Origin of the sequence: Psychrobacter sp. G (genome assembly GCF_000418305.1) — a bacterium.
GTDB classification, from domain to species: Bacteria; Pseudomonadota; Gammaproteobacteria; order Pseudomonadales; family Moraxellaceae; genus Psychrobacter; species Psychrobacter cryohalolentis.
In genome coordinates, this window is sequence record NC_021661.1 from 283,447 (window position 1) to 309,295 (window position 25,849).

Sequence of the window (25,849 nt, forward strand, 5' to 3'; positions counted from 1 at the left end):
CCCTTAAATTAAATAATTTTTACCATTTTTTTGAATTTATTCCTATACAATTGGTTTGCGTATGATAAATATAGAGTGATTTATAAAAGTAAGAATTTAAGTGAGGTTTGCTTAAAGCACCAAACAATATCGAAGACTTAGACTCTATGACAGGATAGTTATAAAGCAATTTACTATGTTAACCCGTTAAATTATCAAGGATTTCTTATGCCTAACAATACACGCCCTAAAACAGGTCAGGAAGCACTGGAGCTGCTTAAGCAAGGTAATATACGCTATGTAGACAGCTTGACCAATACCGATCCCTGTATGCAAAGGCGTCCAGAATTAATCAAAGATCAAGACCCTTTAGCGATTATTTTGGGTTGCTCGGACGCACGGGTACCGGTTGAGATCGTTTTTGATCAAGGTTTAGGCGATTTATTTGTCATACGCGTTGCAGGTAACGTAGTAGCTCCTTCACAAATTGGTTCGATCGAATTTGCTGCTGAAAAATTCAATACTAAACTGGTCGTAGTGCTTGGACATTCGCACTGCGGCGCTGTCACCGCCTGTGTTGAAACATTAATCAATCCTGAGCAAAACTACTCACCAAACCTACAATCTATCGTCGACCGTATCCGTCCAAGTGTCTATAATCTGCATGAACTTGCGACCGCTAATGGGCAAGATGTGGATGCAGACGAGCTGGTTGATCGCTCTATACGTGCAAATGTGCGTATGTCGGTCAGTCAATTAAAGTATGGCTCGCGTGCGTTAGAGGATTTAACCAGTAGTGGTCAGCTATTGATCGTTGGTGCCGAGTACGACTTAGAAACAGGTAAAGTGCGGTTTTTAGATGCTTAATAGTGTTCTATAAAGGCTATGCTAGAAAGACTAAGTGTTATAGGTATGATCATTTAATCTATTAGTGATTAAAAATATTTACATATAGGAATAATCATGAGTAATAATACTTTTAACAACGACCATTTAATACAAGAGCAACCTGAAAGCAGCGTAAAGGCTGATGGCGTACAGCCTATCTCAGCGCAGACGACAGGTTATACTTTTAACCATACGATGCTGCGTGTCAAAGATCCTGTGAAGTCTTTAGCGTTTTATACTGGCGTCTTAGGTATGACGTTACTGGCAGTCAAAAAATTCCCAGCCATGGGTTTTGATTTGTACTTTTTAGCCAAACTGACTGAGAGTGAACGTGAAAACTTGCCGTCAGGTAATGATTTAGAGATTTTTGCCTTCCGTCAGCGTGGCATTTTGGAATTGACTCATAACTATGGTACCGAGACAAAAGCGGACTTTAGCTATCATGATGGCAATCAAGAACCACAAGGGTTTGGTCATATTTGTTTTAATGTACCTGATCTCAATGCAGCGGTAGCTTGGTTTGATGAAAACAATGTCGAATTCAAAAAACGTCCAGATGAAGGCAGCATGAAAAATATTGTCTTTATTAAAGATGTTGATGGTTATTGGATTGAAATCGTACAAGCAGACTTGATGGCTTAATTGATTCATAAGTTAAGCGAATAAAAAAGCCACCTTATTGTTTGATAGGGTGGCTTTTTATATTGCTAAAGGATTCTTATTTAGTCTTTTTCGACTTGGAAATCCGTATGGCAAGATTTACAGCTGTCGCCAACAGGTTTAAAAGCTGGCATCACATCGTCAATGCTAGTTGCTGTCTGTGCAGTAGCGCTTAGCTCAGCAGCGACCTTTTGGAAATTCTCTGCTTCAGCTTTAAAGCCATCAACATTTGACCAAACCTCTGCTTTGGCATTGCCAGCGGCGTCTTTATTATTAAAATGGCTCCAAGGATTTTTAGACTCTTCTGCTAAAAATGCCGCCTGCTCTTTGAAAACGTCAGCATCAAAAGTATCCGGCTCTTTTGCCATGCCACCCATAACCTTCATTGCATCACCGAAGTTCTTCATGATGTCCTGACGAGCTTTGACATCAGGGTCTACTGGTGTACTACAAGCCGTCAGTCCTAAAGTGGCTGCCATCAAAGTAATAGCAAAGATAGATTTTAATGATTTTTGATTCGATACCTGAGTCATGAGTAGTGCTCCTTTTTACGTTGCTAATAAAAAGGTGGCGTAGCATATGCATGCTCGTCACCTGATTAAATGGCTACTATTAAAATAAATTTTATCCGATATTTTTAATATATTTTCTTTATTAACATTCGAAAATATTGTTTTTCATGATGCTTAAATTACATACTATCCTATATTAAACAGCAAGCAGCTTAAGTAGCATAGGGCGAAACCGTGAGTTTTTGTAAAATAGATTAAATATTCTCATAAATTGGTTTTAAATAATCGCTTTCGTTAAGCTATAGTAGATACACTTTTAAAAGAATACAGTGCTACTGGGATTAATTATTCGCAGCCTCTGTCTGCATAGGCACAGTAAGCAAGAAAAATTGATACCAGTAGTACCTTGTAATTTTTGTATTTCTTTTATTCAATACTGACTATATAAACTGCCGTCCTAAAAATTATCATTACTTACTTTGAATAGCGCTTTATTTAAAATAAAAAAAGTCAGCATGATTAGCTGACCTTTTTAACAATAAAATGATTTATATCAAAACCAATAAATACTAGTAAGTTATTATGCCAATCCCGATTATAAAGTTAACCAATCACGCGGTTTTAGGTAGAAGTCAGTCAACTCAAACTCAGGCGTGTCCTCAGCTGGCTCAAGACGATAATGCCAGCTAGCAAGCGGTGGCATACTGACCAAGATGGATTCGATACGCCCATTACTTTGCAGCCCAAATAGAGTGCCGCGGTCATAAACAAGGTTGTATTCAACATAGCGACCTCGGCGATAGAGCTGAAATTCACGCTCTGCTTCAGTATAGGGCACATTTTTACGCTGCTCAAAAATTGGCAAGATACCTTCAAGGTAGCCATTACCGACCGCTTGCATAAATTTAAAGCAGGTTTCAAAATCCCAACCGCGACTTTCAGTATTGACGTCATCATAAAACAAGCCGCCGATACCACGCTGCTCATCACGATGACGTAAATGGAAATACTCGTCGCACCATTGCTTGAAATCAGGATAAATACTATCGCCAAAAGGTGCACAGAGGTCATGACAGACTTGATGCCAATGCACGCAGTCAGCAAGCACAGGATAAAATGGCGTCAAATCAAAACCGCCACCAAACCACCAAATAGGGTCTTTGCCTTCTGCTTCGGCAATAAACAAGCGTACATTGGCATGACTAGTGGGAACGTGAGGATTTTTAGGGTGCACAACAAGAGATACGCCCATTGCCTGTGCTTTACGACCAGCAATGTCAGGATGACGCGCAGTTGCTGAAGCAGGTAGGTTTTGGACGTGTATATGACTAAACATAACGCCGGCTTTTTCTATCACTTCGCCGTCTGCCAATACGCACGAGCGACCACCACCACCTTCAGGGCGCTGCCAATCGTCAGGGACAAAGGTAGCGGCTTTCTGCGCATCAGTGCAGCCATCGCTTTCTTGCGCTTCTAGGGCTTGGCAGATACGCGCTTGTAAATCGACTAGAAACTCACGCACGCGCATGATGTCATGATGGCTTGGTGTCGTTGTTGCATCGGTCGCTGACACATTGATATCGTTATCTATATTTGGGATACTCATAAAATATCTGATTATTTGCTATTTATTAAGGTGTAAGATGGTATTAAAATCTGTGTCTAATAGATGACCCATACGATCGCGCTTGGTCGCTAGATATTCAGCATTCATATCATTCACCCCAACGACTAATGGCACCCGCTCAATGACATCGATACCATGCTCGGTCAAGTAAGCGACTTTACTAGGATTATTGGTGATAAGGCGCACAGCATCAACGCCTACATGAGCAAGCATGGGTCCACACATATCATAGATACGCGCATCAGCAGGCAACCCCAACATAAGGTTGGCATCTAGAGTGTCGTGACCTTGATCTTGTAAGGCGTAAGCGCGGATTTTATTGGTCAGACCGATGCCGCGTCCTTCTTGACGCAGATATAAAATCGCCCCGCAGCCCGTTTTTTGTATCGCATCCATAGCGGTATTTAGCTGTGGTCCGCAATCACATTTTAAGGAGCTAAAAGCGTCACCAGTTAAGCACTCAGAATGAATTCTTATTAACGGAATAGAGCGTTCTGATAAAGCATCATCTTTTTGATTTAAGATGCTGTCGGCAATATCCGTTTGATCAAACACAGGTAGACCTACCGTCAGCATCACATGCTCTTGACCCTCATCATTTTCAAAGATATGAATATCAAACTCGCCGTGACGAGTAGGCAATTTGGCGCTAGTAATAAATTGATATGACATTAATGCCCTGCATAAGCTGATCATCGTGGCGCTAACTGTCTGACATAGCTTTATTATAATAGCTAAGTTCTTGTAAGCTAGCGGGTTTGCAAGATAGTATGCTAATTATATTTATTATAAAAACCACAAATTATAAAAACACACAAAGTTCACAGACGACGCACGATGATTAAAGCGACAATTAAAAATAAATGCTATTATGCCATACTATTTTGACGGATACAGTGACAAGTCTTTGCCCTTACATTACTATGTCGTCACTAACGTCCGGTATGGATACAAAATAATAAGGCATAATAGCCATTATTATGACCTTTGAGGCAGCTATTAGAGCAGTCTTTAGGGTTGTCATTGAACGTTATTATCTTTATATCAAATAGCGTATTTTGGGTTATTGCAGCGATAAAAGCTGTATCACTAATTGTATAGTCGATGCCATCCCTTGTATTAGCAATGATACAAATGATGGCATGGCTATTATTAACGCCACTTAGACTATTGCTATTGCTAGACCTTGTCTAAGGTAGCATCTGGTCAGCAGATTGGTAGGTATCGTACGTTTTATGCAGCAGTCACCTCATTCCCTACAGTCTCAGTCATTATCTGCGTCAGCTGTTGATTCTGCTGTACCGCTATCAAAACTGCAACAAACGTATGCAGTGATTCCACGTGAGCGTCCACAGACGCCATTGCTCGACAGTGTGGATAGTCCTGCTGATCTCAAGACTTTTAGCAGTGCTGAGCTGATGACTTTAGCCGATGAGCTAAGGCTGTTTGTATTGTATTCAGCGGGTCAAAGCGGTGGTCATTTCGGTGCCAACTTAGGCGTGATTGAATTGACTATTGCGCTACATTATTTGCTAGACACCCCACAAGATCAGATCGTTTGGGATGTGGGTCATCAAGCGTATGCGCACAAAGTACTGACAGGTCGCCGTGATCAGTTAGGTACTATCCGCTCTAAAACTGGCTTAACGGCTTTTCCAGAACGCGCCGAATCTGTCTATGATACCTTTGGGGTTGGGCATTCATCTACGTCCATCTCAGCTGGTTTAGGCATGAGCTTAGCGCTACGCTATCAAGGGCGCGCGCAGACGGTTGCCTGTATTATCGGCGATGGGGCGATGACAGGTGGCATGGCGTTTGAAGCGATGAATGATGCGGTGCAACAAGACGCTGATTTGATGGTGATTTTGAATGACAATGACATGTCTATATCCTGCTCGATCGGTGGCTTTTCACGGCATTTAGCAGTGCTTTGGGAGTCAGGGTATCAGGTTGATATCTCTGATGCAGGCGAGCCAATATTATGTCAACGCCCTGATATGCAAGCCTTTGATCGACGTAAGCGTCACAAAGAGCAGCGCGATGTACCGCAACTAGAAGACAATCTCTTTAAGGCGATAGGCTTTACCTATTTTGGTCCTTTTGATGGTCATAATATTCCTGAGCTGCTACGTGTATTGTCGCTTGCCAAGCAAGTCAAAGGTCCAGTTTTGGTCCATATTTATACCACCAAAGGTAAAGGCTTTGCGCCTGCTGAATTAGACCCAGTCGGCTATCATGCTATTAGTAGCTTACCTGCTGAAGATAACGCACCAAAAACTGAAAAAGCAGCGATTAAACCTTCCTTAAAGTACTCGCAAGTATTTGGGCAGTTTTTATGTGACAAAGCGGCACAAGATAATAAGCTGCTTGCCATTACCCCAGCGATGGAAGAAGGCTCAGGGATGATTGAGTTTGCTCGTCAATTTCCAGAGCGTTTCTTTGATGTAGCGATTGCTGAGCAACACGCTGTGACGTTAGCGGGTGGCATGGCAACACAAGGCGTGAAGCCAATTGTGGCGATTTACTCGACGTTTTTACAGCGTGGGTACGATCAGCTGATACATGATGTTGCTTTGCAAAATCTTGATGTGATGTTCGCCATTGATCGCGCCGGCCTAGTTGGTGAAGATGGTGCTACGCATGCGGGCGTATTTGATTTTGCATTTTTACGCTGCGTGCCCAATATGCTGATTGCAGCGCCAAAAGATGAAAACGAATGCTATCATTTGCTCAATACTTGTTATGAATACCAAGGTTGTACCGCAGTGCGCTATCCGCGCGGTGTCGGCACTGGCGCGACTATTACGCAGCCTGCGCAAATTTACAACATTGGTGAAGCGGTTATAGAGTCGGTACTTGGTACAGACGATGCACCCAAGAAACTGGCATTATTGGCATTTGGTACGATGGTCGAAACCGCTCAGAAAGCCGCAGAAATGATTGCGAAATCCCCTTTATTAGCATCAAGCTGTCAGCTGCATGTGGTCAATATGCGCTGGGTAAAGCCTTTAGATACTAACTTGCTTGAAACCCTAGTTGAGGAAGGTGTTACTCATATAGCGACTTTAGAAGAGCATATGACCATGGGCGGCGCGGGTAGTGCGGTCAATGAATATTTATTAAATGAATCGGCTGCTTTTAAAATCCATCGTCCAGCTATCTGCAATATAGGTATCCCTGATCGGTTTGTAGCGCATGGCTCTCAAGCAGAACAGCTAGCAGATTGTGGTCTAGATGTGGAAGGTGTGTTCAATCAGCTTCAAAACTTATTATTTTAACTGATGTGGCTTAAGGTTTAAAAGACGATTAATCAGCTATCTGCTACATTATAAAAATAATAAATACCCATAGTCCGTAAAAAGTTGATAAAATAGCTGTGTAAAAAATAAAGCTGTATTTTTGTGCCAAGATATCGCCTGCTTGCCGTAGGTGTGAACTATTTGACAACTTGAGCGGTGCGACTAATAACAACCATATATTGTGGTTTGCTATGTGGCTTTATTTTTCATTGATTTTATAAGTAGTGTTGGTGCTATAAGTATCTCTTACTTTACATACTTTCTTTATTAATAAGTATCTATCGATTGGTACTTATTAATTAATATTTATCTAGTAATATCCATTTATCAAACAAGCAGGTTATTGTATGGAACCCATGGTCGTCATCGCAGCGCGTGCTGCTGAAAAAGTCGGTAAAGAAATTTTGTACGCGCATCAAAACCGTCACAAAATTGAGTTGGATATCGAGTCAAAAGGACTAGATGGTCTGGTTACTCGTATTGATCGCTTTAGTGAAGAGCTGACGATTGAGACGCTAAAAGCCAGCTATCCAAATCATTCGTATTTGGGTGAAGAGTTTGGTATGCAGGAAGGTCGCGGCGAAGATGCTGACTGGTGCTGGATTATCGATCCACTAGATGGCACTAAAAACTTCGTTCATGGCGTACCACAGTTCTGTGTGTCTATCGCCGTACAGCATAAAGGTGTGACTCAGCATGGTGTTATCTATGATCCCGTCCGTGATGAGATGTTCTCTGCTAGCCGTGGTAAAGGCGCGCGCTTAAACCAACGTCGTATTAGTGTCAGTGAGCGTAAAACGATCGATGGTGGTTTATTTACTACTGGACATCCTCTTGAGCGTAAGCGCAATGGCGAAGTTATCTCATATGCCAAAGAGCACTACGAAAGCCTACAAAAAATCACTGAAGCGGGCGGTCAAATCCGTCGTTTAGGCTCAGCTGCTCTTGATTTATGTTATGTGGCTGCTGGTCGCTTTGATGGCTACTTTGAGATGTCAATCAAGCCTTGGGATATCGCAGCAGGCGAGCTTATTGTCACCGAAGCACGTGGCGTGGTCGTTGATCATACCGGCGCACACAATTCGATGACATCAGGCTCTATCTTTGCTTGTAATATAAAACTGCTAAAACCTTTGATGCAAGTGGTTGTGCCAGCATGGGGCGATGCGCTTTAATCCTCCCCTTTTAGATAGCTAAGTATGACAAACAAAAAGCTGGTTCCGTTACGGAGCCAGCTTTTTTGTTTTACCATTATCTTTATAGCCACTTTTATCTTCAACTGTAATACCATTGAATTCAAGCTCTTTACTAACCTTTTCCAGCAGCTGCAACTCTTCTTCTATTAGCATCAGCATATCTTGCACATGAGGTAAGGCCTTGCTACAGGCAGTAATACCAAATTCAATCTTATCCAAATAACTTGCCAGCGTAATATTCATCGCTTGCCCGTTGAAGACAATCGAGGCAGGGTACAAAGATTGTAGGCGCGCGCCATTCCAATACAATGATTTTTCGGAGCCTGGCACATTTGAGATAATGAGGTTAAAGGCTTGTTTTTTAGGAAACAAACCAGTCGCCAGATTAATCCCTTCCCATGCATAAGACACCACACTGTAGTTAATAACTTGCGCTTGATTCATACGTCTAAAACGGCGTTTGCCATTGTTCATACTGCGATGAATTAGCTTGATTCTACTCAATGGATCATCCAGATGAGTACCCAGATTGGCAAGAACAAATGACAGCTGATTGCCCGCGACGCTATCGTCAGTTCGTAAAGACATGGGCACGAACGCAATCAGAGGCTTGCTAGGTAGTGCATCCATCGAAATCAAATAACGCCGGATAGCACCAGCACAAACGGCTAGTACTACATCGTTTTTGCTAATATTAATGCGCTCAGCAATATCATTGAAGCGTTTGATATCATAAGATTGTGCCGCTATGCGCCTCGATGCTGAGATGCGTCTGTTTAAAATACTTCTCGGGGCATCAAAGGTACTGACATAGCTGTCGTCATTATAATTTTTAAAATTATCCAGTAATTCTGTGAACACAGGTTTAATGGTAGATACTTGCTCTTTCAGGATGCGTAAAGCGGAGCGCTCTTTGGGCAAGATAGCATCGATCTGATTGCGATGGCGTGCCATTAATGACCAAATAGGCAAAGTAACCGGCTCATTGGGCGATTGTGACAAGGATTTTTTGACCAAACGCATGGCAGCGATGCCATCAACCAGCGAGTGATGGATTTTGAAATACAGCGCAAAGCGCTCTGGGCTACCTTCGCTCTCTGGCTGAATGCCTTCAATCACATGGCATTCCCACAGTGGCATAGCACGGTCCAATAGACGACCATGCTCTCTTGAAACATACATCAAAAGTTCGCGCACACGGGCGGGCTTGGGTAGGGCGACATGATGCAAGTGGTGCTCGACATCAAAATTTTTGTCTTTTTTCCAAAATACCATATGCTCAAGTACTTGGTTGAACGGAAACGTTGGCGGTACATCAGAGTCTTGCATCTGCTTTACAAGCTGATGAACGAAACTGATATCGGCATCTTCTGGTAATTCAAATAAAAATAGACCTCCAACATGCATGGGTTGTTTACGCGACTCAAGAAGTAAAAACAACTGGTCGACTGCTGTAAGAAGTCGCATAATAAATCCTTTTATTTATAATGAAAAATATAATCACCTAACCTTTAATACTACTGAAAAAAGTATCCCGTCTGTGGTGAGCTGGCAGTTGCCATTTTGCGCATCGGCATACGACCCGCCAAGAAAGCCTGACGACCTGCCCATACCGCATGTTTCATTGCTTGAGCCATCATCACAGGATTTTGCGCATTGGCAATGGCTGAATTCATCAGTACGCCATCACAGCCAAGTTCCATGGCAATTGCAGCATCAGAAGCCGTACCGACACCAGCATCAACCAATACGGGTACTTTCGCATTTTCAATAATCAAGCTTAATGTATGGCGATTGAGCAAACCAAGACCAGAGCCAATCAGACTACCAAGTGGCATAATTGCCACGCAGCCCATACTCTCTAATTCTTGAGCAACGATAGGGTCGTCTGACGTATATACCATGACCTCAAAACCGTCATCAATCAACACTTTTGCCGCTTTGAGTGTTTCCATCACATTAGGGTATAAGGTTTTTTCGTCCCCTAATACTTCAAGCTTAACCAGATTATGCCCGCCTAATAGCTCGCGAGCAAGCTTACAAGTACGAACCGCCGTTTCTGCATCAAAACAACCCGCTGTATTTGGCAAAATAGTGTATTTATCTGGTGAAATGACATCAAGCAAATTGGGCTCATTGCTATTTTGACCGATATTGGTACGACGAATAGCGACCGTCACTATCTCTGCTGCTGACGCGCCGATGGCGGCACCCGTTTCAGTCATATCTTTATACTTACCCGTACCGACCAATAATCGAGAAGAAAAAGTCCGACTGCCTACCGTAAAAGTATCTTGCAAAAGGGGTGTCGATTGAGTGGCAGTGCTAGTGTTATCTGACATAACTGAAAATCCTAATGGCGAGTAAAACAAAATGCTATTATAACAAAATCATGCAATCTTACTTGCAGTCTTTTTGAGTTGAGCCAGTTAAGAATAATACATTTACCATGCTTTGATACAAGTTTTTTTCTGAGTTTTTCTTTATCTATTAGGTCGTTTTTATGATGCAACTGCCGTACAGTTTTGCAAAACGCCATCAGATTTTGGTTATTCTAGCCATTGATCCTGAGCTGCCACCGACATTGCTATTGACCAAGGTGACGCCGCTTTCAGCAATCAATGAAGCGGTGCGATTTTTACAGCAGCAAGGCATACGCGGTGTGCCAATATATGAAAGTGTCAGCTCGGACGATTTTGAGAAACGCATGAATGCCGCTTATGCAGGTAACACTGGCGAGTCACAGCATATCGCAGCTGGTCTTGAAGACCATCCTGATCTTGATAGCTTGGCAGATAGCGTGCCTGAAACTGAAGACTTAATGGACCAACAAGACGATGCACCTATTATCCGTCTGATTAATGCATTATTGTCCGAGGCGATACGTCTAAACGCCTCAGATATCCATATTGAAACCTTTGAAAAACGCTTGGTCGTTCGCTTCCGCGTCGATGGTGAGCTTAAAGAAATCATCACACCAAAACGTCAATTAGCGCCGTTATTAGTATCGCGCATTAAAGTGATGGCAAAACTGGATATCGCCGAAAAGCGCGTGCCGCAAGATGGGCGTATTAGCTTGCGCTTAGCGGGGCGCGAGGTTGATGTGCGGGTATCGACATTGCCGTCAAGTTTTGGTGAGCGTGTGGTCATGCGCTTACTAGATAAGCAAGCAGGTCGCTTGACTATGACTTATTTGGGGCTATCTGATAATGATTATAGTGAGCTTAAGCGCTTAATCCATCGCCCGCATGGCATTATATTAGTGACAGGACCGACAGGCTCGGGTAAAACCACCACGCTATATTCTGCACTAACTGATTTGAACGACCAAACCCGTAATATCTTGACCGCTGAAGATCCAATTGAATTTCAGCTTGATGGTATTGGGCAAACGCAGGTCAATAACAAAGTCGATATGACCTTTGCTAAGAGCTTGCGTGCAATGTTGCGTCAAGACCCAGACGTGGTCATGGTGGGTGAAATTCGCGATTTAGAGACAGCAGAAATCGCTGTACAAGCGTCTTTAACAGGGCATTTGGTCTTATCAACCCTACATACCAACACCGCTATTGGAGCGGTTACGCGCTTGCAAGATATGGGCGTTGAGCCGTTTTTATTATCATCATCATTGATAGGCGTGGTCGCCCAGCGTTTGGTACGTACGTTATGTACACATTGTCATGATTGGCAGATGGCTGACCATGAACAAGCCAAATTGTTTACTGAGATTGGTATTCAATCAATGTCTGACAATATTGTAGCTAACAATGCTGCTGATAATCTGACAGATAAAGCTATCAAGCTACCTAGAGCAGTCGGCTGCGATAAGTGTAACCAATCAGGCTTTAAAGGGCGAACAGCGATATATGAAGTGGTGCCCGTTGATGATGCGCTGCGACGCATGATTCATAGCAATACCGCTGAGTACGAGCTAGAAGAGTACGCCCGCCAAAAGACACCATCGATTCGTGCTGATGGTTTGCGTAAGGTAATCGCGGGACGTACGACATTAGAAGAAGTGCTACGCGTGACCAAAGAAAGCGCCCTACTAGAGGACGCTTTGATTGTTTAGAGTAATATTTTCAGAGACATTTTTATTTGACAGCGATACATTCAACTTCAACGCTGGCACCTGCCGCCAATTCAGCTACGCCAAAGGCTGAACGGACGGGATAAGGCTTTGCCAGTTCAGCTTTGTAGATTTTATTGAAGTCATTAAAATCGTCCATATCGGTGAGCATCACCATACACTTCACGATATCTGACTTTTGGTAACCATATTTCAATAACGTAGTATTGATATTATCCATTGTCTGTTTGGCTTCGGCTTTAACACCGCCTTTGACCAGCTTGCCATCTTTAAAGCCAATCTGACCAGACATATACAAAGTATCGCCGACACGGACTGCTTCTGAAAAAGGATAATTGCCGCCGTCACCTAAAAACACAGGGCTAGACTTAGTGATAGTTGCTGCATGATGTGTATGAGTTGAAGTTTTTTCGGGTGCAGCAGTGGCACTAACGGTAAATCCTAATGCACAGATACTGACGAGAAAAGCCTTGGATAAATTAGTAAACGCTGTTTTAGAAGTAGCTTTAGAAATCATTTTGGACATCATTGTCTCCTTATTATAAGTTTATAAATCACTGCTATACGAAGTGCGCTATAAAAATGCTTTAACATGGATAGCGCACTACTTTACGTATTCTTAATATATGAGTTATCTTAAACAGCCTCATCATTATCAGCTAATTGATTGTCTTACTTAGTTTCTACTTTTGCGTCTGTTTCTACTACTTTGGTATGAGACTCAGTATCAGCCTCTGCCGACTTTTCATTAGCTTTGCCTTGACGACGCGCTTCTAACTCAGACTTAGGTATCCAAGCCCATGTCATCTCGACTACGATTGGGTCGCGATCACTGTCCGACTCACGGTCATGAATGACACATGGAATAATCATTTCGCCTTTCGGAGTATTTAAAATATCTAAACGCTGCTCATCAGATAAGCTTGCGATGGCAGCCATTTGTCCTTTTTTAATCGGTCGATAGAAATTCACCGAATAAGACTTAATCAATAGTACACGATCAGCAGGTAAGTTTAAGCCTAAAATGAATCCCGTTGCCGTTTCAGCAAGCAAAGTAATGGCAACTGCATGGACGGAGCCGATATGGTTTTGCACCGCTTTGGTATTATTTAAACTGACCACCACTTGGTTTGGCTCGACCGTTTCATAGTAGATACCCGTTGTGCCCACATAAGGTACCACCTTACCAAATGCTTTCGATAAAATGCTCGAACGTGCGCCAGCAGGTAAATATTTGGTGATAGATAACAGTTTGGTAAATTGATTGCTGATTGGTTTAAGCGTGCTATTGGATTTTTCGACTGCAGGTTTTGTGTTCTCAGATACTTTGGCTGGCAGTTTATTGGTTCGTTTGATCGGGAGTTTTTTTAATAATCCTGACATACAATATTCCTCATTTAAGTAGGATTTACAATGCTAATGATACTAGGGTTAAAAGGCTCATGTCATAAATGAGTCACCGAATAGGCTTTATGCTAGCAGCTATTTTAGTTATGGTACATTAACTGCTCAGTCGCTACTATTATTACCATGTACTGCTGCGCTTACAAAATAACAGTGACGTAACGGCATCTTAGGCGTTAGTAATTTAAGCACTGATACCCTGTAGAGTGAGTAGCTATAATGATAAAATGTTAGCGCTTTTTTATACTTTTTTGCTGGATAATGTTATGCCTGATATATGTGATGATAAGCCAACCAATATTATTTATACGGGCGTCGCGGGTACCGGTAAAACCTACCGATTGCTCCAAATTGCTAAAGAATATACGGACTATCTGCCTAGAGCCAATAATGAGGATTTACTCAAGCAGTTATTGCAAGAATTGAACTGGCGTGATGTGGTGTGTTTGGTATTTTTAGATTTTCAATCGCAAAAACAGGACTTAGTAAAAGTACCTGAAATCGTCAATCATGAGTTTTTTATCGCCAAAGCATTACAAAACGCACGTGAGAAAAATTTAAGTAATACAGCGTGGTCCGTACTGCAAATGCACAGTCCAACCAGCTCACAGACGGTTGCGTATAAAAATAGAGCCAGCCAAGCGTATTTTGATAAAGACCCTAGCGGTGCGTGGTATTTACTGCCTGACAGCCTGATGCTATTAAGCGAATTGTCAGAGCAATTGTCAGAATTTCAGCAGGCGCAACGTGATAATAGTGCCAGCCAAAACCAACGCTTTAGCCAACAGCGCTTTAGTATGGTCAGTTTCCATCAGGCATATGGCTATGAAGAGTTTGTCGAGGGCATTCGCCCGGTAATGGCAGCTTCTAATCAGTCGAATAACAGCTCATCTCAAATGAGCTACGCCATTACTGATGGCGCCTTTTTAAAGCTCTGTCAGCGCGCGGCAAATAATCCTCAGCAGCGTTATGCGATGCTGATTGACGAGATTAATCGTGCCAACGTCTCACGGGTTTTTGGTGAATTGCTCAGCCTTATTGAACCTGATAAACGAGCGGGTACGACCAATGCGATGACAGTAAGTTTGGCATACTCTGGGCGAGCGTTTAGCGTGCCTGCCAATGTTGATATCTATGCCACCATGAATACCCAAGATCATTCGTTAGCGCCACTAGATATGGCACTGCGTCGTCGTTTTCGCTTTATTAACTGTCCGCCGCAGCCTGAGCTATTACCGATTATCAACCCAAATAAAGGATTAGAAATAGTCGACGAAGCGGAGTCCGTCAATTTAGCCAAAGTATTAACGGGTTTAAATCATCGTATTAGCCAAACGTTAGGGATTGAGGCGCAAATGGGTCATGCATTTTTATTCTCCGTGCATAGTCTTGAGCAGTTACAAATGGCACTTACTGAGCAAATTATTCCACAATTAGTCCAAGCAGCTGGTGGGCAAGTGGCTGTCTTGCAGTATATTTTTAGAGATGAACAGCAGCCAATATCGGCACAATTTATTCATGATAGTCAAACGTTAATACATAACGGTATGTCCACTCAAATGGCTAGCGAAAATGGCGTATCTGCTCAAAACTCAATGTTTGCAGGACAGCAATCCTATTTTACTCAATCTATAAATGCCGGAAGTTATACAATTAATACTGACCTTATTGCCAAGACTGGCAAGTTCACCCAGCCTGCCGTCTATCAGCGCTTATATCCATGAGGATGTTAATCGGTGGTAAATAAGCATAAGCACACTCAAAGCTCTGCAATGAATATCATGACGGTATTTGAACATCAGCGTTTAATAGCGTCTAATTTCTTGTACGACTCTGATTTTCAGTGGCTGATAACCCAAGAGCTGTCAGTATTTAGTATTAAACGCAAGCAAGGACAGTGGCAACTCAAGGTTGGACATTATATTGGCGTTATTGTACTGCCTAGTGGCATGACTCTTGAAATACTGCCAAAATTTATCGCAAATACTGCTAGCAACTCTATTAAGCAGCCATATCAGTCAAATGAATCGCCAGTAGATACGGATATTTTACAAACCCGTCACTGGGTACAAAATATGCTGTCAGACCTAATGAATAGTAACGATAACAAATCGCCTCACAGCAAAAATTTTGGGCAATTCAGCCGCCAGTTGACAGCGCTGCCAGTCACCGCATTGCCTTTATCTGATTGGCTCAGTATGCAGCTTTTGCAGCGTTTAACGAATTATCAACCGACCAAACAGTATCAAACCCAAATCCATAACCAAGCAGCAATTCAAGGACGTTTACTCATAAAAGAGCAATTACGCCATAACAGTATGCAGCCACATAAATTCGTTTGTGAGCGCAGTGTGCTGAGCCAAGACATGCTCGGCAATCGCATGATTAAGAGCGCACTGACGCTGCTGATGCCTTTGTTGTCTCAATCAAATCTGCTTTTACATTTACAGCCGTGGCAGCAAGTGTCTGTCCTACATCAGCATGAAATACGCCAGCTAGAGTCGATATACCTTCAAGCAAAGCGTGAACTTGCCATTCAGCCGCTGCAAGCAAAGCAATTACAAGCCGCCTTGCAACTGGTAGATTTCGCTTATTGGCTGCTTAGTCAATCAAATATGGAAATCGGTCATAGTATTAATGCACCAAAACCATTTGGTAGTAGATCTACACCGCCACGCTTATGCTTACTGATAGATATGAATCAAGCGTTTGAGCAATGGGCAGGCCAGCGTATCGCTTTGTCTTTTCAGCAATTAAGCGACGACTATAAACCATTATTCCAAGCGCAACGTGTTTGGCTTAATGATGCAGAAGGGCAGGCGTGTTTGTCTATTCGCCCTGATTTATTGATTTACCGCCAGATGCGTTCGAATACTAAAAATAAAGAGAAGCATGATGATGCTTTACCAATAAAGAATTTACGAGCAAATCCATCACCAGAAAAACAAGCAGGTCAATATAGTCACGTGATCGATATTAAATGGAAGCCTTTAGCGCATGCCAGCGCCATTAGTGCCAGCGACGCTTATCAACTGAGCAGCTATGCGCAGGCTTATCAAGCAGAGCAAGTCTGGCTGGTATATCCAGTGCAAGACAATCAAAGACGAGCGGTTGTATTAAAGCAAGATACTCAGGACATATACAATAGTGAAAATGCACCCTATGCTCAGTTATGGCTGATACCTTTTAATGTGCTCACAGGTACGATAAACATTGACTTGCTTCCGACATAAGATTTAGCATAATATGCGCTTAGCTCATAAGGCACTATGTTGAGTAGCGCTTGTTGTCGACGCTTAGTTTATAAGAAATAAGCCTTTTTTAAATAATTTAGCAGTTATTTCAAATTAATTAAAAATAGGTGTTGACACCATCGGCGTTTCCCCTTAATATGTGCACCTCGATAGCAAGGAACGTTAGCCAGTTAGTGGCATTGCCAATAACCAGTTAATCAACAAACTATCGTGTTAATAGAGAATTTCGGAGTGTGGCGCAGTTTGGTAGCGCATCTGGTTTGGGACCAGAGGGTCGTAGGTTCGAATCCTATCACTCCGACCATCTATTTAAGAGCCTTACAGGCTTTTTTTTATGTATAATGGTTTGGTTTCTTGTATATCAAGCGGACCAAAATATGTAAAAGTCCTCTAAGAGCGCCTGTAGCTCAGTTGGATAGAGCATCTCCCTTCTAAGGAGGTGGCCGCAGGTTCGAATCCTGCCAGGCGCACCATTTAGCCTGCATATATTGCCGAATTTTGGCAACAGTTATGGCGGTTGTAGCTCAGTTGGTAGAGCCCCGGGTTGTGATCTCGGTTGTCGTGGGTTCGAGTCCCATCAGTCGCCCCATTTTTTGCTGTATCCCTTCTATTTATATCTATATTAAAATCATTTAAAAAAAGCCGCTGCCATTTTTGGCATTTTTTTGTACCTGTCTGTTTTATATCTTTTTGCCTCTGTGATAGTCCTAAACCTTTTAAGTCGCTCATGATCTAACAGTCTACTGGCGTTTTTTATCATTTTTTTATGATACATATTGTGTCGTAAGGGCTTTATAAAGGTATATTAGCTGTACTGTCAAAGAAAAATTTATCTCAGTAGTACTATATTTTTAAATAAAATCGATCCTCATATTAGTGCGATTTTTTTATTAAAGTGGCGCGTTATTGAGCAGCTGTTATTGAGGAAATGGTTAATGGACGCATTAAGCGTGTTACTACAAAATGTGCATTTATTCGATACGAAATACTATCGCTTAAATGGTACAGGCAATTGGTCTTACTCACTCACTAGACAAGATACGATTGTGTTTTATTTGGTGATGTCTGGTAGCTTTTGTATTGATATGGGCAGTGGACTCAGAGAAGCGCATGCTGGCGACATTATTATGATTCCTAGCTCGCACAATCATGTCAGTTACGCGCTCAACCATCATGGTGAGAGTGCCAAACCTTTGGATGAGTTGCTTACTAATTGCACGGAACAAGTGCTTGATATTCAGGGCGATGGTGATGCCCAATCATCTTTGATACTGATTGAATGCAAGTACGATAAAGAGATGATTCGTCCTTTATTATCAGTACTACCAACGATATTGCCTGAAATTAACGATGAATCTGATGGTCGGTTCGAGGTGATTGATGTTGAGATTCGACTGCTGACGTTGGAAGCTGAGCATGAGCGGATGGGTAAGACAGCGATTATCAATCATTGGGCAAGTATTATGATGATTGAGTGCTTGCGGGTTTATATCGAAAGTTTGCCTGAAGCCACGGACAGTTGGCTAAAAGCCATGAAAGACCCGTTTTTAACCAAGGCATTGGTGGCCATGCACGAAAATCCAAGCCAAAACTGGAGCATTCATGAACTTGCTGAAGTTGCAGGTATGTCACGCTCGAGTTTTGCGCAGCGTTTCAAAGACGTGGTTGGTATGCCGCCGTTGACCTATCTGATTGACTACCGTTTGCGGCTGGCAGCACGTTATTTGCGTTTGCAGCAAAATAGTATCAGCCGTATTAGTGAGCTAGTGGGTTATGCCTCAGACTCAACCTTTAGCCAAGCCTTTAAGCGCGTATATGGCATATCGCCAAAAGCGTACCGCCAGCAATATCAAAAACAAAACCTTGCTTAGCTGCTACTTCACAAATAAATAGTCATCTAAGCTGTGTGATATTTTCTAAACTGAGTCAGTGATATAATAGCGTCTATCTGATAATAATTTTTCATCATTAGTATTTCGATCTTGCACAGCTGACAATGAGTGTAGGTTCAGGTACTATGGAATGACAATGAAGTAATAAGTCGCCTAGTTGCGACAGTGTTTTAGCGACCTATATTTTATGCTTCTATATTACAGTCTATCCATAATATAGTATGACTTAGGTGATGTTTATTTTTGCAGCTGATGGTGTTTTATGACTGAACCGACCGCAAAACCAAGCGTAAAATCAAATGATCTACAAGATTCTTCTGCGTCTATTAATCATAAAGACAAACTTAATAGCAGAGTCAAGGCTAACAATAATCAGCATGACTCAAATCTTCAGCAGGAAAATAGCGCACAGGCAGGTATGGCTATTCGGCTTGATAAAACGGCATTATTAGCCTTATTTGTTTTGCCAAATGCGGAGGGCAGCTTGACAGAGACTAGCTCCGCTAATATAAATACTGCTAATCATACTCTAATAAACCAAAGCTTATCTATCTCTGCAAGTGACAGTAGTATTGCTACTCAGCGCGTGGCACTTTATCGCGCGCAGCATGAGCGCACGCAGCAATTATATTTGGCTTCTGCTGCTATCCGTCCGACTTATCTTGTACATACCCTTAAAAAACAATTTGCCGAATACCAGCAATATTTGCTTGCACAGCAGCTTGATAAACGCGGTTTGATGGATACGGATGCCATTGAGCGCTTATGGCAGCAGCTGCATGTGGTCGATGACATTATCGAAGATATTGTACGCCATATGCCAGCTCAGCAACCTGCAGGTTGGCAGTTGACAACACAGGATGGGCACAATCCATTATGCTTTGCCACCGTCGGCAAGCTAAAGCATAATAAACCTATCTTTGATCAAGGCAGTTTGAACAGCTATGTGCTCGGGCACTTTGGCGTCAGTAGCTTTACTTACGATCGTGGCTATTATATAGGACATGTGGTTGGCTATTTATTCAGCTGTTATTTTTGCGCCCATTTATCTATTACCTATGGCGTGACAGCACTTGGTCAGGATGTGGTGAGTGATTATGATTATGCCAGCCTTGAAACCCCGCACATGGTCAGATTGCTACAAGGTTTAGACGGTTATTGTAAAAAACGCATTTATCAATTGGCGGTCATTTGTGCACGTCTCAGTGTGTTTGCCAGTGATAAGCGCATTGAGCGTATGCTGATCGCTGAAGTCAATGATTTTGATAAAAAGCTACAACAACAGCATTTAGATGTTCTATTATTGCAAGGCTTGATGCCGGATAGTAACGATTCTACGCCGCTTCTTTAAGTCGTCTATTCTTTTAATAAGCCAACTTTTCAAATCTTGATCCATCCTCTTTTATTCTTGACCGTCTTAGGATATCCGCTGCTATGCCCGCTTATCATTATAAAGCGCTTGACGATCGTGGCGGCATCCAAAAAGGCTTGCTTGAAGGTGATTCTGCGCGGCAAGTACGCCAGCAGCTGCGTGATAAACAATGGACGCCTGTCGAAGTCAACGCCGTCAATGATAGGCAAAGTCAGCATAAAAGCCGCTATAAAAAACCCTCTGCTTATGAGCTGGCACTGCTTACCCGCCAGCTATCTGTGTTACTTGCTGCTGGTATTCCGTTAGAGGAAACTTTGGCAGCTGTCGCCAAACAATCGCCAAAAACCCATATCAAATCTTTAATGCTTGCCGTTCGCTCGCATGTCTTAGAAGGTCTCAGTTTGGCGCGCGCTTTGCAGCAAGCGGCGAGCTTTCCGCCACTATATATCGCTACCATTGCAGCTGGAGAAAAATCTGGTCATTTGGACTTAATCTTAAATCAGCTTGCCGATTACACCGAAAATCGCTTTGCCTTACAGAAAAAAATACAAGGCGCTATGGTTTATCCCATCGTGCTGATGGTGATGGCAGTTGGCGTAATTATGGGGCTAATGAGCTTTGTAGTACCAAAAATTGTCAAAGTGTTTGAGCAGTCCGAACAAGCCCTGCCTTTAATTACCCAAATTGTCCTTAGCTTATCGAATATTATTACCCAGTGGTGGTGGCTGATGCTGCTGGTGTTGGCAGGAACGGCATTTTTATTCTATCGCTTTGCTCAGACGCAAGCGGGCAAACTTGCCGTAGATAGTGCTGTGCTAAGATTGCCTATACTGGCACGTTTATCGAAAGGGTTGAATGCGGCGCGCTTTGCCAGTACGCTCGCCATATTGGTGCGCTCTGGTGTGCCATTGATTGAAGCGCTCCATATCGGCGCTGCGGTCACCACCAATTTGCATATTCAAAAAACCATCATTACCGCTGCCGATAGAGTGACAGAGGGTTCAAGTCTGTCGAGCCAATTAGACAAATCGCCCTATTTTCCACCGATGATGGTGCAAATGATTAAAAGTGGTGAAAACTCGGGCGAGCTTGAAAATATGCTTAGCCGTGCTGCCAATATGCAAGAGGCAGAAGCCACCAATTTTATCAGTACTTTATTGTCATTACTTGAGCCTTTAATGCTGGTGCTGATGGGTGTGGTAGTCATGATTATCGTAATGGCGGTGATGCTGCCAATTGTGAATATGAATGACTTGGCTGGCTAGTTTTTATTACCCTTAAATATACGCTCCTGTTAGTAATAGTTGTTTTATCACCCGTATACTTAACGGCATTTCTGTTTCTATACTTTCTGTTTTCAAATACAACGTCTATACTTCTGATGTTGTGGTTTATTTTTTTACTTATATTTTAATAATTTGACTTCAAATTTGGCTACGTTTCTTAAGTTTTGCTTACTGTTGTATATTATTGACCGACCAACGCTTTTACTGTTGTCAAATCTAACCTTGCGTTATAGTAAGTATCAGTTATAAGTAACAGTCAAACGCTATTTCAAAAGGTTAGTTATCATAGATTATTAATAACACATTGACCCAAATGACAACCTGCCTTCAATGCTGGATAAAAGTAAAACCATGGTTTATAGTAATAATCGTTTCAGTGCTCCTTAAGACACTGTAAATATGCCTATTATGAATGTGACGATAAAGATAACTTAAAAGCCATTTTCATTATTTATATAACCTTGACGCGAAAAGCGATGCCAGAAGCGATGACTATGACTGATAATATTCGAGTAAGTACGATTTCACCAAGTGATATGGATGATAAGCCAGAGTGTTTAGCGGCAGCGCAAAGTCAGAAAGCTGTTGCTTTATCAAGCATTCAGCGCGTAAGCAATCTCCAATCAGGATTTACCTTGATTGAAATCATGGTGGTGATTGTCATTTTGGCCATTCTTGCTGGTCTAGTGGTGCCAAAGGTGGTCGGACAAAGTGATAAAGCACGGGTTAAAACCACTGAAACAGCGCTATCAACAGTATCAAATGCGCTAGATATGTATAAAGTAGATAATTCACGCTATCCAACGACGGCTCAAGGTTTAGAAGCACTCACCACGCCACCAGCGGAAGCTAAGAACTATCCTGACGGTGGTTATATTAAAGGCGGATATCCAACGGATGGTTGGGAAAACGAGCTGCAATATGTTGCCCCAGGTAGTGAAGGTCGACCTTATGATTTATTTTCTCTAGGGGCTGATGGCGAACAGGGCGGAGAAGGGCAGGACGCTGATCTTTATGCTCAGCTATAAGCTCTAGCCTACTCAGTTATTTAGGTATTGTTTGCAAGCGATACCATGATAAATACCTTGGCGCTAAAAGCATCTTTAATGAGATTAATATATCAACCAATAAGACGTTATTGGTTGATATTTTTTATGACTATCGCTAACTATAAATATCACTAACTTTAAATTCAGATAAACGGAATCTTAACCCTGCTATTTATTATTAAAACGATTGACTATTTTCTATTGATTGTAAAAAAACAGCTGTTCTTCTAGTAATCCGAGGTAATCATATGTCTATCGAAACATCAGAATCGAAATCAATTATCATGAATAAACAATCAACTAAAAAGCCTTATTTGCTTGCTATAAAAGTCACTGCTTTGATGACTACTTTGTCAATGACGTCTGTTGCGACTCAAGCTGCAGGTCTGGGGGAATTGTTTAGTAATAATAGTGCTCAGCAATCAAAATTTTTGCCCGTTGACAAGGCATTTCAAGTGACTAGCAGTACCAAAGCGACCACTAAAGGCACGCAGTTATCGATCGCTTTTGATATCACACCAGGTCATTACGTGTATAAAGATAAGCTGACCTTAAGTTTTCCAAAAGGTATCAATGCGACGCCATTTACCTTTAGCCAATCGCCAGTTTCTATTGATGATCCAACCTTTGGCAAGGTACCCGTATTTACGCAAAAGACCGTTGTAGCAACGACTATAATGACGACCAAAAATGGTAAAGCGGCAAAGAATGTGCCGGTTGTGATTGGCTGGCAAGGTTGTGCTCAAGCTGGACTATGCTATCCGCCAGAAAAGATCAAAACCACGTTAAACATTGCAGTCAAACGTTAGTCATTAATAGATAGCGCAAGTAGGTTGATTTATATAGTCGTTATAACAGGTAGTCCTTTATGTCCATTAAGACAGCAAAAAGTATCTCGTCATTTAAAGCGGTATCCACCAGAAATCAGTCTTCAAAAAATTTGCCATCAGTTGTAAATAAAGTGCCAAAGAAGTCTTATTTACTGGCATTGACTATAGCGAGTAGCTCGTTATTTTTAGGATTGACTGCGACGACTATGACGACGCAGGCAGCAGGATTGGGCGATCTTTTTAGTAGCAATCAAAGCGCTGGACAATCGAAATTTCTGTCAGTGGATAAAGCCTTTCAAGTCACGAGTAGCAGTAAAGCTGTCAAAGCTGGCACTCAGTTATCGATTAATTTTGATATCACTCCAGAACATTATGTTTATAAGAATCAGCTTAAACTCACTTTGCCTGCTGGGGTTACGGCGGCACCGTTTACTTTTAGTCAAACGCCTGTCTTAATTAATGATCCAACTTTTGGTAAAGTGCCAGTATTTGATCAAAAAAATATGGTAGCCACTACTACTCTGAGTATTAATGGAAAGAGCGTTGACAATGCAGCGGTGGTGATTGGTTGGCAAGGCTGCGCCAAAGCAGGACTTTGCTACCCGCCTGAGAAAATAAAAACCACTGTCGATATCGTTGCAAGCTCGCCGCAAGCTGTGGTCAATACGACAAGTAATGTCACTGGTGTTGCTAAAGGCGATGTCAATCAAGAGACTACTACTAATGCAAATTCGGTAAATAATAGCAATAGCGTCACAACATCAGAGGCGCCAAATGCCACAAGTATAGACAGTACTGAGGCAATGAGTGCTGAAGCAGAGCAAGCGCTTGCAGAAGAAGGTGAGGTCGTTGATTATGCGTTGTTGGATGATGAGGCTTTAGATGGAGAGCTTGGCGCCACCAATACGATTTCTGGCGCTGATACACTGTTAGCAGATAATGCTGTTCCGACAAATGATACACTAGCTACCGCAGATAATTTGGCTGATGGTGATCCGTTTGGCTTAGCCAAGCATCCTTGGTTGGCATTAGGATTATTGTTTTTGGCAGGGCTTGGCTTAGCGCTTACGCCGTGCGTACTACCTATGTTACCTATCGTCGCAAATATTGTCGCCCGTCAGCAAAATCCAACGGTTAAAAAAGGTGTCATTTTAACGACAAGTTATGCGATTGGGGTGTCGATTGCTTACGGAATACTTGGTGCTGTCATTGCTGTATTTGGTGAGTCACTCGGCATCATCGGCTGGCTACAAAACCCAATCATCCTGATCAGTTTTGCAGTAATATTTGTTTTGTTAGCCCTTTACATGCTTGAAGTATTTACCATTCGTTTGCCGCATTTTATCAGTAGTAAGATGCAGGGCTTAAGCCAAGCAGGCGATAGTAAGCTCGGTAGCGCTGGTGGCAGTTTAGCTGCTGGATTTTTATCAGCATTGGTAGTATCGCCTTGTGTTTCTGCACCATTATTTGGCGCTTTACTTGCTGTCTCAACGATTGGTAATCCGCTATTGGGTTTTGCTGCCCTATTTATGCTAGGCTTTGGCTTGTCAGCGCCACTGATTTTGATTGGTGCTACCCAAGGCAAAATTATGCCAAAAGCAGGCGCTTGGATGAACTGGGTCAAGCAAGGTTTTGCCTTACTGTTATTTGCCGTAGCGTTACTATTAATAGAGCGCGTTTTTATATCGTCAGTAATGTTACTGGTATGGGCATTATGGTTTATGGTTGTGGCAACATGGGCATGGAGCTGGCGTGGTAAAGGTCGAATGCTATCGCAAGCCATCGGTTTGATAGCTGGTATTTGGGCTGCTACGTTAGTGATTGGCGCCGCACTTGGTAATGATGATAGCTTACATCCGTTAGCTTCATTAAGTGCCACCCCTATGTTATTGCAGTCAGCTAACGGTCAAGCTGGCGCTCAAAATAATGCGACGAATAACTCAGATGAGCATATAACTACGTTGGCAGAATTGGATGTTATCACTGCCGCCAATCCTAAAGTTTTGGTCGATTTGACCGCTGATTGGTGTATTGAATGTCGCATTATGGATAAGAATTTATTTACCAATCGTCCCACACAAATGCAAGACTGGCAATTGGTACGACTCGATATTACGGAAACCACGGCGGATTCTAAGGCAATTTTAGCGCGTTATAAATTATTTGGACCACCAACTTTATTGTATTACCAAGATGGTCAATTGGTACAAAAACAAGTAGGTGAGATTGGTCGTGCAGAGTTTGAGCAGACTTTGACGGCATTAAATAAATAATAGTTATATTGGAAATCTTTTTTTTATTTCTTTAGATGCCTTAATACGATTCCTATAAAAAAGTCAACGTACTGTCATAGTATGTTGGCTTTTTTATTTTTTCTTAGAAGAAGGCTTGCAGCACTCGATTAGTTGTATTTCGTGCTAAATAAAGCAACATTACTTTGAGAGTGTCATTAGCAAGATACTTTTTAAAGGGTCCTTTTTTTATTCTGTACTCATTATAAGCATTTGGTTT

General features: G+C 42.2%; 20 protein-coding genes and 3 tRNA genes. 16 read left to right on the top strand and 7 right to left on the bottom strand.

Going from position 1 to position 25,849, the window contains the following annotated elements:
* Nucleotides 1-207: 207 nt before the first annotated feature.
* Both PSYCG_RS01220 and gloA read left to right on the top strand, forming a co-directional pair.
* Complete coding sequence (locus PSYCG_RS01220; protein WP_020442600.1) at nt 208-846, top strand: carbonic anhydrase; 639 nt, start codon at nt 208-210, stop codon at nt 844-846.
* A gap of 96 nt (nt 847-942) precedes the next feature.
* Nucleotides 943-1,509: a lactoylglutathione lyase gene (gene gloA / locus PSYCG_RS01225; RefSeq protein ID WP_020442601.1), complete on the top strand. Its 567-nt coding sequence runs from the start codon at nt 943-945 to the stop codon at nt 1,507-1,509.
* An 80-nt stretch (nt 1,510-1,589) separates the two neighbouring features.
* Here gloA and PSYCG_RS01230 read toward each other — a convergent pair whose 3' ends face one another.
* The 3 genes from PSYCG_RS01230 to ribA all read right to left on the bottom strand — a co-directional run bounded on the left by PSYCG_RS01230 (nt 1,590) and on the right by ribA (nt 4,338).
* On the bottom strand, nt 1,590-2,060 hold the full coding sequence (locus tag PSYCG_RS01230) for a c-type cytochrome (RefSeq protein WP_020442602.1): 471 nt from the start codon (nt 2,058-2,060) through the stop codon (nt 1,590-1,592).
* 574 nt (nt 2,061-2,634) lie between these two features.
* The gene (gene hemF / locus PSYCG_RS01235; protein WP_020442603.1) at nt 2,635-3,645 is read right to left on the bottom strand and encodes an oxygen-dependent coproporphyrinogen oxidase; all 1,011 of its coding nucleotides are present in this window, start codon (nt 3,643-3,645) and stop codon (nt 2,635-2,637) included.
* A gap of 18 nt (nt 3,646-3,663) precedes the next feature.
* A complete protein-coding gene (gene ribA, locus PSYCG_RS01240; RefSeq protein WP_020442604.1) occupies nt 3,664-4,338 on the bottom strand; it encodes a GTP cyclohydrolase II in 675 nt (224 codons plus the stop codon).
* A 563-nt stretch (nt 4,339-4,901) separates the two neighbouring features.
* Here ribA and dxs point away from each other — a divergent pair.
* Together dxs and PSYCG_RS01250 are read left to right on the top strand one after the other, a co-directional pair.
* Nucleotides 4,902-6,944: a 1-deoxy-D-xylulose-5-phosphate synthase gene (gene dxs / locus PSYCG_RS01245; protein ID WP_020442605.1), complete on the top strand. Its 2,043-nt coding sequence runs from the start codon at nt 4,902-4,904 to the stop codon at nt 6,942-6,944.
* Nucleotides 6,945-7,312: 368 nt separating this feature from the next.
* Nucleotides 7,313-8,140 carry an inositol monophosphatase family protein gene (locus PSYCG_RS01250; protein WP_011512618.1) on the top strand — a complete coding sequence of 276 codons (828 nt, stop codon included), beginning with the start codon at nt 7,313-7,315 and terminating at the stop codon, nt 8,138-8,140.
* Between the two features lie 48 nt (nt 8,141-8,188).
* Here the strand turns inward: PSYCG_RS01250 and PSYCG_RS01255 are convergent, their stop codons facing one another.
* Nucleotides 8,189-9,628 carry a WS/DGAT/MGAT family O-acyltransferase gene (locus PSYCG_RS01255; RefSeq protein ID WP_020442606.1) on the bottom strand — a complete coding sequence of 480 codons (1,440 nt, stop codon included), beginning with the start codon at nt 9,626-9,628 and terminating at the stop codon, nt 8,189-8,191.
* Between the two features lie 50 nt (nt 9,629-9,678).
* Nucleotides 9,679-10,503, bottom strand: a complete 825-nt coding sequence (locus PSYCG_RS01260) for a thiazole synthase (RefSeq protein WP_020442607.1) — start codon at nt 10,501-10,503, stop codon at nt 9,679-9,681.
* Between the two features lie 161 nt (nt 10,504-10,664).
* Here PSYCG_RS01260 and gspE point away from each other — a divergent pair, with 161 nt between their 5' ends.
* Nucleotides 10,665-12,233, top strand: a complete 1,569-nt coding sequence (gspE, locus tag PSYCG_RS01265; protein WP_020442608.1) for a type II secretion system ATPase GspE — start codon at nt 10,665-10,667, stop codon at nt 12,231-12,233.
* A gap of 22 nt (nt 12,234-12,255) precedes the next feature.
* Here the strand turns inward: gspE and PSYCG_RS01270 are convergent, their stop codons facing one another.
* Together PSYCG_RS01270 and PSYCG_RS01275 are read right to left on the bottom strand one after the other, a co-directional pair.
* Entirely contained in the window at nt 12,256-12,777 is a 522-nt protein-coding gene (locus tag PSYCG_RS01270) for a RidA family protein (protein ID WP_020442609.1), read from the bottom strand.
* Between the two features lie 146 nt (nt 12,778-12,923).
* Entirely contained in the window at nt 12,924-13,634 is a 711-nt protein-coding gene (locus tag PSYCG_RS01275; protein ID WP_020442610.1) for a DUF4442 domain-containing protein, read from the bottom strand.
* Between the two features lie 287 nt (nt 13,635-13,921).
* Between PSYCG_RS01275 and PSYCG_RS01280 the strand changes: the two genes are divergently transcribed.
* From PSYCG_RS01280 to PSYCG_RS01330, 11 genes are all read left to right on the top strand, one after another.
* Complete coding sequence (locus tag PSYCG_RS01280; protein WP_227500751.1) at nt 13,922-15,379, top strand: McrB family protein; 1,458 nt, start codon at nt 13,922-13,924, stop codon at nt 15,377-15,379.
* A 12-nt stretch (nt 15,380-15,391) separates the two neighbouring features.
* The gene (locus PSYCG_RS01285) at nt 15,392-16,888 is read left to right on the top strand and encodes an McrC family protein (protein ID WP_020442612.1); all 1,497 of its coding nucleotides are present in this window, start codon (nt 15,392-15,394) and stop codon (nt 16,886-16,888) included.
* A gap of 248 nt (nt 16,889-17,136) precedes the next feature.
* A tRNA-Pro gene (locus PSYCG_RS01290) sits at nt 17,137-17,213 on the top strand.
* A gap of 92 nt (nt 17,214-17,305) precedes the next feature.
* Nucleotides 17,306-17,382 (top strand) — tRNA-Arg (locus PSYCG_RS01295).
* Nucleotides 17,383-17,422: 40 nt separating this feature from the next.
* Nucleotides 17,423-17,498: transfer RNA gene (locus PSYCG_RS01300), tRNA-His, on the top strand.
* Between the two features lie 346 nt (nt 17,499-17,844).
* Nucleotides 17,845-18,780 (top strand): helix-turn-helix domain-containing protein, encoded by a 936-nt coding sequence (locus tag PSYCG_RS01305; protein ID WP_020442614.1) that lies wholly within the window; start codon nt 17,845-17,847, stop codon nt 18,778-18,780.
* Between the two features lie 283 nt (nt 18,781-19,063).
* On the top strand, nt 19,064-20,152 hold the full coding sequence (locus tag PSYCG_RS01310; RefSeq protein WP_020442615.1) for a hypothetical protein: 1,089 nt from the start codon (nt 19,064-19,066) through the stop codon (nt 20,150-20,152).
* 83 nt (nt 20,153-20,235) lie between these two features.
* Nucleotides 20,236-21,438, top strand: a complete 1,203-nt coding sequence (gene gspF / locus PSYCG_RS01315; RefSeq protein ID WP_020442616.1) for a type II secretion system inner membrane protein GspF — start codon at nt 20,236-20,238, stop codon at nt 21,436-21,438.
* 620 nt (nt 21,439-22,058) lie between these two features.
* Complete coding sequence (gspG, locus tag PSYCG_RS01320) at nt 22,059-22,487, top strand: type II secretion system major pseudopilin GspG (RefSeq protein ID WP_041772381.1); 429 nt, start codon at nt 22,059-22,061, stop codon at nt 22,485-22,487.
* 269 nt (nt 22,488-22,756) lie between these two features.
* The gene (locus tag PSYCG_RS01325) at nt 22,757-23,317 is read left to right on the top strand and encodes a protein-disulfide reductase DsbD N-terminal domain-containing protein (RefSeq protein ID WP_020442618.1); all 561 of its coding nucleotides are present in this window, start codon (nt 22,757-22,759) and stop codon (nt 23,315-23,317) included.
* 59 nt (nt 23,318-23,376) lie between these two features.
* On the top strand, nt 23,377-25,611 hold the full coding sequence (locus tag PSYCG_RS01330; RefSeq protein ID WP_020442619.1) for a protein-disulfide reductase DsbD domain-containing protein: 2,235 nt from the start codon (nt 23,377-23,379) through the stop codon (nt 25,609-25,611).
* Nucleotides 25,612-25,849 lie beyond the last annotated feature (238 nt).